Raw genomic sequence first — 14784 nt, 5'->3', positions numbered from 1 at the left:
TGATGAGTCGGATCCGCCAGGTGGTACTGGCCGCAGTGGCCACCGCAGTAACGATCGGATTATCGGGCATGGTGATTGCCAAGCCCGCGGTCACGAGTGCCGCGAGTGGCGCTGGCGCTGCATCAGGCAGCGCCAGCGGCTCCGCGCCCACCATCGTGGCATCCACCCCGATCATTGCTGACCTAGTGCGTAATGTTGCTCCGCAGGCACACATTCACACGCTGGTACCTCCTGGTGCGGATCCGCACACGTACGAGCCGTCGATGGCCACGTTGCGCGATATCACTCATGCTGACATCGCGTTTTCGAACCAGCTCATGCTGGAGGAACGCTCGCTTATCTCCACAATCGACGCGAATCTGCCCGACGGCGCCCCGCACGTGGCGCTCGGCGAGCAGGCCGTCCAGTTTGGCGGCTACCAGATCCCGCTCGTAGAAAACGCGGCGCTATCCACCGTGTGGTTGGGCTTGCGCGTCGATGGGCGTGCTTCGGATTCGACGGTGTCAATCGCGGCCACGGATTCGCGTGGGCCCGGTGAGATTTCGGCGTTTACGACGGGCACGTTCGGGCAGCCGACCCCGTGGATGGCGAGCTACGACGGTTTCGACGAGGCCGACGTCGTCGAACTTCCCACGAACGCACACACGCACATGTCGTGGGGCTTCACCCAGCCGGGCGTCTACGAGCTGGACATGACCGCGGCGTACAACGCGAAGGGCGCCGACGCCGACGGCGAGTCCCGCGAGCTGGGGCAGGCGACGATCACGTTCGCCGTGGGTGTCGATCCGCATGCGCTCGGCAAAAGGGTGATCGACGCTGGTCACTTCGACATCACCGGCCACCTCGACGGTGGGATGACGCTGTATGGTGACACGCCGGAAGGCGACCAGATGACACTGGATCCGCAGTCCGTGGTGATCGCTGTACCGCACACGACCACCACGGTGGTGCCGGATCGCAGCTGGGAGTTCCTGGGTGATCCGGGTGAAGAAGCGTGGATCTTGGCGCAGGCCGTGCTCGGCCGGCACGTGCATGGTGAGGTTGATCCGCACCTGTGGCACGACGTCGGCAACGCGATCGCTTACGTGGAGGTTATTGCGGACGAGATGGCGAAGGTGGACCCGGCGAACGCCAACGCGTATGCGGCAAACGCCGATACGTATATTGAGCGCCTGCGGACGCTCGATTCGTGGGCGGGCATGGTGCTCGGCTCGATCCCGCGCGGTCAACGCACGCTCGTCACAGCACACGATTCGTTCGGCTACCTGGCACGCGCCTACGACCTAGATATTGCTGGGTTCGTGGCCCCCAACCCGTCGTTGGAACCGTCCGTGCAGCAGTTGACCAACTTGACTCGAACGTTGCAGTCTACGCCAGCGGCCGGAGTGTTTTTAGAGCCGACGTCAATGAAACATGTGGGCGAGCTCGTGTCGATCGCTCACGATACCGGTAAATACGTGTGTTCAATCTATTCGGACACGCTCGATCAGCATGTGACCACGTACGAGCAGATGGTCGAATACAACGTGCGATCCCTGAAGTCTTGTCTTGATCCAGCCGGATTACCAGCATGGGATCCGGCCCAGCACACCGCGATTCCCGTTGTGGCAGACGGAACCGGTGTATCCCAAGGAGAAAATGAATGAAAAAGTTAACCACAGGTCTTATCGCGCTCGCGCTGGCCGCGTTCGGGTTGGTGCCCGGTGCTGCTGCCACGCAAAACGATCCGGAGCAGGCGGATCCCGCGCTCACGCAAGTGGTGGAATCTGACGAGAACATTGTGGAGCCTGGCAATCCCGTAGAGATTTCCGCGGGCCATATTGACCTCGGCCCGAAGTTTATTGACGGCACGTTCACCCTCATGGCGCGCGATGACACCGCGATCGAACCTGTGTGGCGTCAGCTTGACGACGTCGTCTTCCGGGTGTCCGACGCCGCGAAACTCGAGCTGCCCAAGGACGATCCGGACTACGACTTTATTAACGCCGACGGCGAAGTGTGGGTGGTTCCGCAAAGCGAAATCCGCAACGTGGTCTGGTTGGGGTGGAGCACCCAGGATCCAGAACTGATCGAGAAAATTGAGGGCGGGGTTTCCCTCGTCTATGGCGGGCATGAAGGCGACGGCGACATGCACGTGTTCGTCCAGGCCGGCAACTTTACGGGCCCGCAGCAGCTGTGGAACTCGACCACGGAGGCAGCGCAACCGATTCACGTGGAGGCTAACTCGCACGCGCATTCCAACTGGGTGTTCACCAAGCCGGGCATCCACCTCATGCGGCTGACCGCCCAAGCAAAACTTGCTGATGGCACCACGGTTGAAGATACGCGTATTTTGCGTTTCGCCGTCGGCGACGCCGCAGACGCGCAAGCAGCGCTTGAAGCCAAGTGGAGCACGGAAAACCTGCCGGAGACGGTGGCTGACGTGGCCGAACCGTCGGAGCTGGACCAGTCGTCGTCGGTGCCGCTCTACATCGGTATTGGTCTGCTGGTTCTTGCTGTGGGCGCGGTAGCGGGCGTGGCGCTCATGCGCAGCCGTAGCGCCAAGCAGCGTGACGCTGCCGAGCGCGCTGTCGTCGGAAACGACTCCCACCACGAAACGGGTGGTGTTCAGTGAACTCAGCGCTAGCGGTGCAGGATCTCGGCGTGCGGCTATCCGGACGCCAGATCCTCAGCGGGGTGAACGTGCATGTGAATCCCGGTGAGCTCGTGGGGCTCATCGGGCCGAACGGCGCGGGCAAAACCACGCTGATGAGGGCCATCATGGGGCTCATCCCCGCCAGTGCCGGAACCATTGAGGCTTCGGGGCCGATCGGCTACGTTCCCCAGCGCCAGGAGCTGGACTGGGGATACCCGATGAGTGTGGAAGAACTTGTTGCGACGGCGTTCATCCGCGGCTGGCGGCCGAGTCGGGGCAATCACTGGGAGGCCGTGTACCGCGCGCTGCGCAAAGTGGACATGTTCGACTATCGCAAGCGAACGATTAACGAGCTGTCTGGCGGTCAAAAGCAGCGGGTGATTATCGCCCGTGCGCTCGCGCCGCAGCCGCACATTCTGCTGCTGGACGAGCCGTTTACTGGCTTGGATCATCCGAATCAGGACGTGCTGTCGGACCTGTTTGTCGGTTTGGCACGCTCCGGCGTTGCGATTCTCATGTCCACCCACGACCTCACGCAGGCTGTGGATATTTCCGACGAGCTCGTCATGCTCAACGAAACGGTTCGAGCCTGTGGAAAACCGGATGAACTGCTGAAGCCGGAGTTGTGGATGGAGACCTATCAGGTGAAAGAAGATTCGGCGCTGCTGCGCTCGCTCGGGATGGTGAGCCGATGAGCTTCGTCGATTTTCTTGGTGACCTGATGAACCCGAACTTGAGCTTCCTGCCGCGGGCGCTGCTCGTGGCCGTGCTCAGCTCGGTGGTCTGCGGGGTTGTGGGAGTGCACGTGGTGCTGCGCGGCCTGTCGTTTGTTGGCGACGCGCTCGCACACTCGGTCTTCCCGGGTATCGCGGTGGCGTTTGCACTGCAGGGCTCAATCCTGCTGGGTGGCGCTGTTGCCGGCGTGATCGTGGCCGTGCTCATCGCACTGTTCTCGCAAAACAGGCGGCTGCGCGAAGACTCCCTGATTGGGATTTTCTTCGTGGCAGCCTTCGCGATAGGCCTGGTCATCGTCTCGCGCACGCCCGGCTACACGGGCTCGCTCGAGTCGTTACTGTTCGGATCGTTGACGGGCGTGACGAACACGGACATCGTACTGTCAGCCGCCGTGGGCGCCGTCGTGCTCGCCGTGCTCGTCGTGATGCACAAGCAGATCGTGCTGGTGAGCGTCGATCGCGACTACGCGCGTGCGAACAAGATCCCCGTGGGCTTCGTGGATCTGGTGCTCTACCTGGTGATCGCGGCCGCCGTCGTGATCTCCGTGCAAAGCATCGGAAACATCCTCGTGCTCGCACTGCTCGTGGCTCCTGCTGCGACGGCGCGCATGCTCACCGACCGCGTGGTGCCAATGATGCTCATCGGTCCACTCATCGGTGCGATCTCGGCGTTTGTGGGGATCTGGCTGTCGTGGGCGTGGGACGTGCCCTCGGGGGCAACGATCGTCATTGTTGCCACCATCATTTTTGTTTTTGTTTGGATTTTCGCCCCAAAGAGGGGCCAAGTTGCTGGCGCGATAAACGCTAGCCGGAAAGAAAGGGTAGCCTCATGAAACGGCTTTTTGCGGTACTGGTTACCATGTTATTCATGGCGACGCCGCTCAGCGCGTTTGCTGCTGACGCACCGCCTGCCGAGCGCGAGTTGCGCTTTGAAGGGCACGTTGACTCACCGAAGGTTGCTTGGGATGGCAGCCAGTTGGTGTTGCAGGCCGGTCCGAATCCGTCGGTTCCTCTAGATTCGACGGTGAACTGGCTTCACCGCGCGTATTCGAACGGGAATCCGTACTACTACTACACGGTTCCGGATGAGGCGCGGATGAGCTTCCTCGGCGAGCCGGGTGAGCACCTGTACTGGGGTTCGCCGGCGAACGCTCCGGGTGGCGCGAAGGCGCTGTGGATCGGCTACGCCGGGGATACTGACATGCCGGCGGAACTGTTCCAAGATGAGAACACGAGCCTGGAGATTATGCGCTTCCATGGCCCGGGTGAGATGAACCTGTTTAGCATCAGTGACTGGACGCCGCTGAAGCGCATGCTATCCAGCCACGATTCGGGCTACCGTGCGACGCCCGTCACTGCTGGCACGCACACGCATCCGACGACGACGTTCTCCAAGCCTGGCCGCTACCAGGTGACCTACCGTGCAACGGCCCGTACGACGGATGGCACGTTCATCACGTCGAAGCCGACGATGGTGGAGTGGCAGGTTGGCGGTACGAACCCGCTTGAGGCCGACGCGGGCAGTGTCAAGGCTGCTTACGACGCCGCGGCTAAGGGCGAGGCGGGCAACTACTCGTTCGCCATGTCGCGTACGGGGGAAAATGAGCCGCTCACGCGCTTCACGTTCTCAACGGGCAACGCAGCCGATTCGGGTAAGGTGGCCTTCTTCATTGATGGCTTCTTCCTGGCTGAAGTGCCGGTGGCAGACGGCGTCGCTGTTTATGACGACATGATCGGCGCTGGCAGCTCGAACTTCCAGGCCGTGTACGTGCCGGATGCTGGAAGTCCGTCCGGTGCGTTCGTGACCGAAGGCATCAACTACGCGTTCGACCAGGCCGTGACGGAAGTCAAGGGCGCTGGAGCGTTCCCTGTTCCTGCCCCGCAGAATCCGGCGCCGGAATTTGCGCCGGGCGGTTTCACGGCGTCGAGCACAGACGTGCAAGTGACGGCAAAGTTCGAAGGTGACTCCTGGAGGATCACTGCAACTCCTGCCGATGACAGGCTGACGTTCCACGTGGTTGGCGGCCCGGAAAGCGACCTCCACACGGCTATCAATAGCTGCCCCGTAGAGTTCATGTCCGCCCCGGGAAGCCGTTCCTACGTGGTCGAGCGCGACTGGGTGGAAGACTGCGACCCAGATACCGCTACCTTCCAGCTATCGCCGACCCCGCAAGGCAACGTGGGGCGCACAGTATTTACCACGACGGCGGACAGCCACGAGTTCGTGACGAACCAAAACTTTGCTGACGGGCCGGCAGACGCTAGCGCGCCTGCTCCCGCGCCGGAGCCTGCACCGGCACCTGAGCCGGAGCCTGCCCCTGCGCCGGCACCGGAACCGGAGCCCGAGCCTGCGCCTGGTGATACCGAGCAGCAGGTGGATGACAAGCCGGTCTACATCGTGCACAAGGGCCACATGGATCACGCGATTGCGTATAAGGGTGGTGACGTCCGCGTGTTTGTGGATGATACTGCTGATCCGCGTAACCCGCTGGTGCATGAGTCGGGCGAGTTTGCGTTTGCTGTTCCGGATTCGACTTTCACGAAGATTCCGGAGCGGGCAAGGGGTTTTGACGCGCTGCGTGAGGCGGCACCGGATGGCATTTGGATTTTGCCGCAGGTCCAAGATCATGCGATTCCGTGGGTTGGTTTCTCGACCGAACGGGTTGATTACAGCCTGATGGACAAGTCCAAGGGCATTACTGTTCACATTGAGAACTACTCGGGTCCTGGCCGTTTTATTACTGGCCATACTGGGCTCTTGGGTCTGGAGATGAAGCTGGATTCTGCTGATCCGGATTCGAAGATTGTGTACCCGATTCGGGCGCACGATCACCAGAACATGTTCTTCACTGCTGCGGGTGTGTATGAGATGGACTTTGTGTTCACGATGTACCATGCCGACGGAAATGTGACGGAGCATCCGTTGCGGACGAGGTACTTGGTCGGTGATGAGGCGATTGCAGCTGCAGCAAAGCCTGCGCCAGAACCAGAGCCTGAGCCTGAGCCGGAGCCTGCTCCTGCACCCGAGCCAGAGCCAGCTCCCGAACCTGCACCGGAGCCAGAGCCCGAGCCAGCTCCCGAACCTGAGCCAAGCGAGGAGCCTGGTGACCAGCCGGGCGAAGAACCTGGCGAAGAGCCGGGCGAAGAACCTGGTGAAGAACCGGAGCCTGCACCAGAGCCAGAGCCTGCTCCTGCGCCGGCACCTGAACCCGAGCCGGAGCCAGAACCCGAGCCAGCTCCTGCACCGAGTGACGATGTGGAAATCCTCAACGACGACGTCGTGCTAAATAATGGCCATGTCGATATGGGTCCGGTGATGAAGGGCAACCAGATGCTCATGGTTGTGCGTGATGATACGCGTATCCATGAGAAGCGTTCCGTGCTCCGTTTCCCGGAGTCGGTGACATTCGAGGCGAAGGTGCCGAAGACCGTTCGCGGTAAGAAGGCGTTTAGCACGAAGCATTTCGACTTCCTTGGCGATGAGGGCACTGAGTTGTACGTCATTCCGCAAGAGTCGAAGCCGGGAATTATTTGGCCGGGATTCTCTACGGAGAATCTGGATCCGAAGCGTTTCCCGAATGGTGCTCGCGTTGATGTCAAGCCTCGCACGGCACCTAAAGGTGCTAAGTGGTGGGCGTTCACGCAGAGTCCGTTTGGCGAGGTGGATATGGTCGCGTCGTCGCAAGGCGAATCGTCGATCGACTGGGGTAGCCCCATGCACCTGCACGTGAACTGGGTGTTCACCGAGCCGGGCACGTATGTGATTGATGTTGCGTCGGAAGCGACTGATGTCGACGGCAACACGTACACGGCTGGCCTGCGCAGCTACTTCTTTGAAGTGGAGGAGCTGACGAAGGATTCGAACGACGACGTCGGCGAGCCCGCTGTCGATGAGCCAGGCGATCAGCCGGGCGAAGAACCGGGCGAAGAACCGGGCGACCAGCCAGGTGAAGAACCGGGTGAGGACCCAGGCGAGGAACCTGCTCCTGCCCCGGAGCCTGCCCCTGCGCCAGCGCCAGCTCCGGAGCCTGCTCCAGCGCCGGCTGACCCCGACAAGCCGGCAGACACCACGTTGCCGAAGGAGAATGGTCAGTACGGTGATATTTACCTGGTCATGAAGGGTCACATGGATCATGCGCTTGCCTACACGGGTGATGACGTTCGCGTGTTCGTGGACGACACGGTGGATCCGCGTAATCCGCTGGCTCACGAGTCGGGTAAGTTCGCATTTGCTGTTCCGGATTCGACTTTCACGAAGATTCCGGACCGGGCGAGGGGCTTTGATGCTCTGCGTGAGGCGGCACCTGAGGGCATTTGGGTGCTGCCGCAGGTCCAAGATCACGCGATTCCGTGGGTTGGTTTTTCGACCGAACGGGTCGATTACAAGCTGATCGACAAGGCCAAGGGCATCACTGTTCACATTGAGAACTACTCGGGACCTGGCCGTTTCGTGACTGGTCATACTGGGCTCTTGGGTATGGAGCCGAAGTTGGATTCTGCTGATCCAGATTCGAAGATTGTGTACCCGATTCGGTCGCACGATCACCAGAACATGTTCTTCACGGCTGCGGGCGTGTACGAGATGGACTTCGTGTACACGATGCACCACGCTGACGGGAAGGTGACCACGCATCCGCTGCGTGCCAAGTTCTTGGTTGGTGATGAGGCGATCGCGGCTGCGGTGAATCCTGCACCGGAGCCAGAGCCCGAGCCAGCTCCTGAACCTGAGCCCGAGCCAGCTCCTGAACCTGAGCCAGCTCCCGAACCTGAACCAGAGCCCGAGCCAGCTCCCGAACCTGAACCAGAGCCCGAGCCCGAACCTGAACCGAGTGAGGAACCTGGTGAACAGCCGGGCGAAGAGCCGGGTGAAGAACCGGGCGACCAGCCAGGTGAAGAACCTAGCGAAGAACCTGGTGACCAGTCGGGCGATGGCCAAGGTGACAAGAAGCCTGGTGACCAGCAGGGTGAAGAACTCGGCGAGAAGCAGGATGACGACAAGAAGTCAGACGACCAATCTGGCGACAAGAAGCCTGACACTGATACGACTGCTGACCTGGGCGAGAAGCTCTCCATAGACGACCTCGTTGACAAGCTCAACAGGGAAGTCCGGGGCAAGTCTGGCGACCAGGGCGGTACGACCAATACTCAGGTAACGAATGGTGGGTCGAACAAGAACACCCAGAAGCCGGAAGAAAAGGTCGATACACAGCAGAAGCCCAATGGTCAAGGGAACACCGATCAAAACGGTGTCGGTGAGGGAGGCCAAGGTGACGGCCAAGGTGGCGGCCAAGGTGGCGGCCAAGGCGGCGGCGGTGGCCAAGGTGGCGGCGGAGGCTCCGACAATAGGCAGAACGGCGTCAACCAGACGGCACTAACAGCAGGCGAGCTTGCCGCGTTGGGAGGAGGCTCCGGAGGAGTAGTCCTTCCAGGTGGCGGTGGTGGATCCGGTGCGATCTTGCCAGCTAGCGTTCCACCGGCCGGCGGGGATGCTACTGCTGAGGGCGACGAGAATCCGGAGGAAGCTGGAGAGGAATCACTGGAGGATGCCGACGAGTTGGATGAGAACCCGCATCTTCAAGACGCGGTAACACCGCTGTCGGCTCCGGGAGATTCGGTGAATGCTCTTGCTGCGCCTGCTGTTGCTGCAGCTGATGATGGCAAGAGTGGTACGCCGATCTGGCACTGGGTGGTCCTTGCCCTAGGCATCTTGGGTGCCGGCGGCGTGGGTGCCTGGACGCTACGCTTCGGACACTGAGCCAGCTACTCCGGTGCAGATCCTGCTGATGTGGTGCTGATCCTTATGGGCTGGAACTGAGCCACAAAGGCGGGAGCTGAGCCCGAGAAGCCGGAGCCCAGCCGGAGAAGCCGAGATGGCCGGGTCACGGAAATTCCGTGACCCGGCCATGTCATCCATTCCGGGGTTCACTGCACGGGTTCCGGGGGTACCTGTTTCGTTCCCGGGGTACCAAATCCGGCGTTTTGTCTACCCCGGGAAGCGAACGTGTACCCCGGGAAGCGATGTACTACTCTCCGGAAAGCGCGCGAATCGTTTTCGGCTGCATGGGTTCGACATCGGTTTCCCAAGGGCGCCCCTCAACCGGATCAAGTTCTGTGTTCGGAAAACCAGCCTCAATTTCAGCTCCCCAACGCTGAATATCTTCGTCGGTAAAGGGTTTTCCGTTACTTGCGATGTAATCCATTCTCAACCTCCTTCTTGAATCCCTCGGTGAGCCAATTAGCGAGAAAGATTAACACGCCCTCGATAGTGTGAGCGAAAACCAGCTCAATGGGTTCCGGGGGTATCGGTTTCGTTCCCGGGGTACCAAATCCGGCGTTTTGTCTACCCCGGGAAGCGAACATGTACCCCGGGAAGCGATGTACTGCTCCCGGGGAACGGCTGAACCGCACCCGGAAAGCGGGCGGAGACTTAGTCCTGAGAGGCGCAGCCGCACTGGCCGTCGCTGCAGCCATCGCCGTCTGCTGAGCCGCCGCCGGTCATCTCGAGGTCGGAGTAGTCCACCTGAGCTGGGAAATTGTAGTCTTCCATCGGCTTGAAGGCGCCCTGCCATACGGTGTTGAACGGCGTGTTGGCACTAACCTGCGCGTCGATACCCTGAGTGACCAGGTCCTTTGCCACGCGCACGGCCTTGTGGATGTCCGAACCCTTTGCCAGCTCGGCGGTGATCGCGGCGGCGAGCGTGCATCCTGCACCAGACACCTTCGTGGTCCCGATCTTCGGCACGGTGAACGACACGGCCTTTTCGCCATCCCATAGGACGTCGACGGCGTCGTCGCCCGGGAAATCCATTCCACCCTTGACGATCACATACTTCGGCCCGAGCTCAGAAATCCGTTGCGCGGCCAGCGCCAAATCCTCCACGGTCTCCAGCGCGTCCATGCCGCTCAGCGTGAGCGCCTCAAAATAATTCGGCGTGGTTACCGTGGCAAGCGGCAGGATCTTTTCCCGCAGCGCATTATCCGTGTCGAGCGCCTGCCCGGGTTCTTGGCCCTTGCAGATCAGCACGGGGTCAACCACGATGTTCTTCCACGGCTGCTTCTTCAGACCTTCAGCGACGACGTCGATCGTGGCCGGCGTGCCCAGCATTCCAATCTTGACGGTGTCGAGTGTCGCATGCCCGGTGGCCGCTTCCATCTGTGCGGCGATAACCTCCGGCGGTACGGGCACGAAACGATGGTTCCAGTTGTCGTTCGGGTCGAAGGACACGATACAGGTCAGCGTTCCCAACCCGTAGGTGCCAAGCTGGTGGAACGTTTTCAGGTCGACTTGGAACCCTGCACCGCCGGTCGCCTCCGAACCTGCGATTGTATATGCGTACGTGACCATTTCACTGCCTTTCACATGACCGTCACTACTGGCCGTCATCATACTCCCCACCGGCGCAATTCGCAGTAGTGGCCGTTTAGCCGAGACGTATCCGCCCCGCGCGTCGCCTCCCGCTTTCACGCAAGACGGGCAGGTACGACGACGTCGTCACATCCGGTCGAACACGTCTGGGTGCCGCCCGGTGCGGCCTTCTTCCCCGCGATCGAGGTCGTCGATGCGTGCGATCTGCTCGGGCGTCAACGAGACGTCCGCCGCTGCGAAGTTCTCCCGCTGCCGATCCGCGTGCGAAGACTTCGGGATCGCAATGTAGCCCTTCGCCAGATGCCACGCGAGAATAACCTGCGCCGGAGTCGCATCGGTTTCCTGAGCGATCTCGCCGATCACCGGATCGGCAAGCACACCGCCACGCCCGAGCGGACTCCACGATTCGACGGCGATCCCGCGCTCCATGCAGTAGTTCGCCACTTCGCGATTCTGGAAATACGGGTGTAACTCGATCTGGTTCACGGCAGGCGGGATGCTCGTGCCGGCCATGAGTTTATCCAGGTGATAGGTCTCGAAATTCGACACCCCAATCGACTTCGCCGTTCCCGCGTGCACGAACTCTTCCATCACGCGGTAAGTGGTGACGAAGTCGCCGTCGTAAAACATTGGCATCGGCCAGTGGATAAGGAACAGGTCTACGTAGTCGGTGCGAAGGTCTCGTAGGGACTGGGCGAACGTGCGCCGCACGTCTGCTGGCTCGTGGTTGGGAGTGTTGAGCTTCGTCGTCACGAACACATCGCCACGGTCAAGGCTCATTGCGGCCAGTGCCTCGCCCACGCCGCGCTCGTTGCCATACATTTGCGCCGTGTCCACGTGCCGGTAGCCGGCATCGAAAGCGGACAGCACCACCTGCTGAGCATCCGCATCCGCCACTTTGTAGGTGCCGAACCCGAGCTGCGGAATCCGGTGGCCAGAGTTAAGTTCAATCACACGCCCGTTACTCATAGCGCAAGTATCGCACGCATTGGGCGGCGCCGATAGTGGTTTCGTTACCGGCCTAGGCGTGCGGGCGGCGGGTCACCGGCCCGGGAGTGCGGGCGGCGGGTTACCGGCCTAGGCGTGCGAGCGACGGGTTACCGGCCCACGCCACCGGCCTAGCCAAGAGCCAAGCCGCGGCGGCCTCAGGCGTCTTCGCCGCGCAACCGCGGAGGCGTACCATTCTCCGGATTAAATCCGGCGGCGTCCTTGTACACTTCGCGGATCTTCTCCATGTCAGCAGCCATGTCGCCCGACACATGAATCGATTCGCGCCAGCCGTAAACCATCCGATTCGAATCAATGTAGGCGAGCGTCACTGGCAGCCCAGACTGGTTGGCAATATGCCAAAAGCCCGACTTCCAGTAGTCCTTCTTCTTGCGCGTCCCTTCGGGAGCGATCACGAGCTGAACCTGGTCGAGGTCGGCCATCTGGCTGACGATCCCCTCAACCATGCCCGTGTTACGCGGGCGATCCACGGAAATCCCGCCCAGCCAGCGAATGATCGGGCCAAGCGGGCCCTTGCCGAGCGAGTCTTTGACGAGGAACTTGAACGGAATCCCCAGATCCCACAGTGCCATGACCATGAAGAAACCGTCCCAATACGATGTGTGGAAAGCACCTATAATAATGCCCTTATCGGGCAACGGGCCGGGCTCGAACGTCCACTTCGAAAAGCGCTGATACGTGCGTGAAATAAAACGTTTAATTTTCATGGTTGACCTCGCGTGCTGTGCTGACTGCCAGTGCGCCACCACCGCTGCCGTTACGCCGCTGGCCGGGCCAGCTCGGCGTCGACCACCTGGGTGAACGTCTCGAATGGAATGTACCCCGGCACGTAGGAATATCCGATGATGAACGCCGGCGTGCCGGTGATCCCAAGTTGCTGGGTGCCGCGCACGTAATCTTCCTGCACTTTCGCCACGATCTCTGCGGACGTCATGTCGGCCGTAAACTTGTCGATGTCCGCCACGCCGATCTCTCGTGCGACGTCGGCAAGCCCAGCTTCCGTGAACTCCACCGGGTTCTGCTCGTGGTGACGTTGGAACACGTAGTGGTGGAAGTCGGCAAACTTGCCCTGGTTCGCCGCAGCAAGCGAAGCCTGCGCGGCCAGCATCGACTCTTCGCCAAGCACGGGAAGATTATGGTATTCGATCCGGATCGTCCCATCATCCACAAGCGGTTTAAGCTGCGGCTCGAGCTCGACCGCCGCCTGCGCACAGTACCCACAACGGAAATCGAAATAGGTCTGTACCACGAGCTTGGCATCCAGATTCCCGACGGCGAGCTGATCGGCCTCGTCCAGACGCCACTGGCTTTCCACAACCTCTTTTAACTCGGGGCTCACAGGGCCAAGTTCGCGCGGCCCGTCCGGCTCACTAGGCGCGTCACCGCCTCCGGGTGCCGTGCCCGGATCGGCGCTCTCAGACTGCGTGACCTCCGGCGTCGGATTATCTGCTGAACCCGCAGACTTCTTCCCCAAACTAAAGAAAATCGCCCCGATCACCACCACGAGGATCACCACACCCGTGACGGCCACCGCGATAACGCTATTCCTGCTCATCTTCCGCTCTTTCGGCGGTTCGGCAGTATTGAGTTTCTTCGACATGTGATCCTTCCGGGTTCTCGTGGCACGCACGGGTTTTCGGCGCACTCGCCGTCCATACTATTACTTTTCGGCGCGCCTAGACCACGAGACCACCTAGACCACGAGACCAGCTAGAGCACGAAACCGAAAGCGGCCGAATTGGGTTCCAGCTTTTCGATCTCCAGCTCGGAGGTCTTCATCCGCTCGAGCAGGGCGCCGAGCTGGCCGGCGTCGTCGATCTCAATGCCCACGAGCGCGGGCCCGGTCTCTCGGTTGTTCTTCTTCGTGTACTCGAACTGGATGATGTCCTCGCCGTCGGCAAGAACCTCGTCGAGGAAACCGCGAAGCGCGCCCGGCTTTTGCGGGAACGTCACGAGGAAATAGTGGCGCAGCCCTTCGTGGACCATGGAGCGTTCGACGATGTCGTCGTAGCGCGACACGTCGTTGTTACCGCCGGTGACGATACAGGCCACCGGCCCGGGCGGCAGCTCGTCAATATAGTCGAGCGCCGCGCTCGCCAGCGCCCCCGACGGCTCCGTAATAATGCCCTCCACCTGGTACAGTTCGAGCATTTCAGTGCAGATCGCGCCTTCGGGTACGACGACGAGGTCGTCAATCAGCTCGCGAATCACCTGGAACGGGATGTCGCCGGCACGGGCGACAGCGGTGCCATCGGCAAACGTGTCGATCTCCTCGAGCGTCTGCGGGCTACCCGCTTCGAGGGCTGCTTTCATCGACGCCGCCCCCGCAGGCTCCACGCCAATCACCTTCACGTCCGGGTGGAATTGCTTGACCCAAGCGAGCGTGCCCGCCGCCAATCCGCCACCGCCAATCGGCACGATCACGCTGCCCGGCCGCTCCGGCGCCTGCTCGAACAGCTCCTTAACCACGGTGCCCTGGCCGGCGATCGTGCGCGCGTCGTCGAACGGGTGAACGTAGACGGCGTCGTGCTCGTCCGCGTATGCGACGGCGGCAACCGAACACTCGTCGAACGTCAGCCCCTGCACCCGCAAGGTCACCCACTCCCCGCCAATATCGGCGATGCGGGCGCGCTTTTGGCGCGGCGTCGTCGACGGAATAAAAATCGTTCCGTGAATCTGCTTCTCATTACACGCGAACGCCACGCCCTGCGCATGATTACCCGCCGATGCACACACCACTCCGTTCGCCGCGTCGGCCGGGTCCATCGTGGAAATAAAATTGTAGGCCCCGCGCACCTTATACGACCTGCCCACCTGAATGTCCTCGCGCTTAAGCAACACGGGCCTGCCGTATTTGGCAGACAGCCGTGGCGAGTTCTCGAGGGGCGTAGTACGTACCGTGTTGCCAAGCGTTTGAGCAGCAACGACGACGTCGGTTCCAGTAGGGGCGTGATGTGTCATGATTCTATTTTCGCCGCGGATGGAAGCGAAAACAAATTCCGTCACCGGCGCCGCGCCTGTATCGTGGGAGAATAACAGCG

Annotated in this window: 11 protein-coding genes; 5 read left to right on the top strand and 6 right to left on the bottom strand. The window is 61.2% G+C overall.

Annotated elements, in window-relative coordinates; genetic code table 11:
- The first annotated feature begins 2 nt into the window (after positions 1-2).
- The 5 genes from EL234_RS05015 to EL234_RS09335 are packed head-to-tail and all read left to right on the top strand — an operon-like array spanning position 3 to position 9124.
- On the top strand, positions 3-1646 hold the full coding sequence (locus EL234_RS05015) for an anchored repeat ABC transporter, substrate-binding protein (protein ID WP_126417251.1): 1644 nt from the start codon (positions 3-5) through the stop codon (positions 1644-1646).
- Complete coding sequence (locus EL234_RS05010; RefSeq protein ID WP_126416433.1) at positions 1643-2614, top strand: choice-of-anchor M domain-containing protein; 972 nt, start codon at positions 1643-1645, stop codon at positions 2612-2614. The genes EL234_RS05015 and EL234_RS05010 overlap by 4 nt, the downstream gene beginning before the upstream one ends.
- Positions 2611-3330, top strand: a complete 720-nt coding sequence (locus EL234_RS05005) for a metal ABC transporter ATP-binding protein (RefSeq protein ID WP_126416432.1) — start codon at positions 2611-2613, stop codon at positions 3328-3330. The genes EL234_RS05010 and EL234_RS05005 overlap by 4 nt, the downstream gene beginning before the upstream one ends.
- On the top strand, positions 3327-4202 hold the full coding sequence (locus EL234_RS05000) for an anchored repeat-type ABC transporter permease subunit (RefSeq protein ID WP_126416431.1): 876 nt from the start codon (positions 3327-3329) through the stop codon (positions 4200-4202). Before EL234_RS05005 ends, EL234_RS05000 begins: the two co-directional genes overlap by 4 nt.
- The gene (locus tag EL234_RS09335; protein ID WP_164712370.1) at positions 4199-9124 is read left to right on the top strand and encodes a choice-of-anchor M domain-containing protein; all 4926 of its coding nucleotides are present in this window, start codon (positions 4199-4201) and stop codon (positions 9122-9124) included. Before EL234_RS05000 ends, EL234_RS09335 begins: the two co-directional genes overlap by 4 nt.
- Positions 9125-9392: 268 nt before the next feature.
- Here the strand turns inward: EL234_RS09335 and EL234_RS09330 are convergent, their stop codons facing one another.
- The 6 genes from EL234_RS09330 to ilvA form a co-directional block, all read right to left on the bottom strand.
- A complete protein-coding gene (locus EL234_RS09330; RefSeq protein ID WP_164712368.1) occupies positions 9393-9569 on the bottom strand; it encodes a hypothetical protein in 177 nt (58 codons plus the stop codon).
- A gap of 227 nt (positions 9570-9796) precedes the next feature.
- Complete coding sequence (gene thiD / locus EL234_RS04975) at positions 9797-10714, bottom strand: bifunctional hydroxymethylpyrimidine kinase/phosphomethylpyrimidine kinase (RefSeq protein ID WP_126416430.1); 918 nt, start codon at positions 10712-10714, stop codon at positions 9797-9799.
- Positions 10715-10861: 147 nt separating this feature from the next.
- The gene (locus EL234_RS04970; protein ID WP_126416429.1) at positions 10862-11704 is read right to left on the bottom strand and encodes an aldo/keto reductase; all 843 of its coding nucleotides are present in this window, start codon (positions 11702-11704) and stop codon (positions 10862-10864) included.
- A gap of 176 nt (positions 11705-11880) precedes the next feature.
- Positions 11881-12450, bottom strand: a complete 570-nt coding sequence (locus EL234_RS04965) for a 1-acyl-sn-glycerol-3-phosphate acyltransferase (RefSeq protein ID WP_126416428.1) — start codon at positions 12448-12450, stop codon at positions 11881-11883.
- A gap of 50 nt (positions 12451-12500) precedes the next feature.
- Positions 12501-13343, bottom strand: a complete 843-nt coding sequence (locus EL234_RS04960) for a DsbA family protein (RefSeq protein WP_126416427.1) — start codon at positions 13341-13343, stop codon at positions 12501-12503.
- 110 nt (positions 13344-13453) lie between these two features.
- Entirely contained in the window at positions 13454-14704 is a 1251-nt protein-coding gene (ilvA, locus tag EL234_RS04955; RefSeq protein ID WP_126416426.1) for a threonine ammonia-lyase IlvA, read from the bottom strand.
- Positions 14705-14784: the final 80 nt, after the last annotated feature.

Source organism: Trueperella bialowiezensis, from assembly GCF_900637955.1.
Taxonomy (GTDB): Bacteria; Actinomycetota; Actinomycetes; order Actinomycetales; family Actinomycetaceae; genus Trueperella; species Trueperella bialowiezensis.
This window is presented reverse-complemented; position numbering and strand designations above follow the sequence as displayed.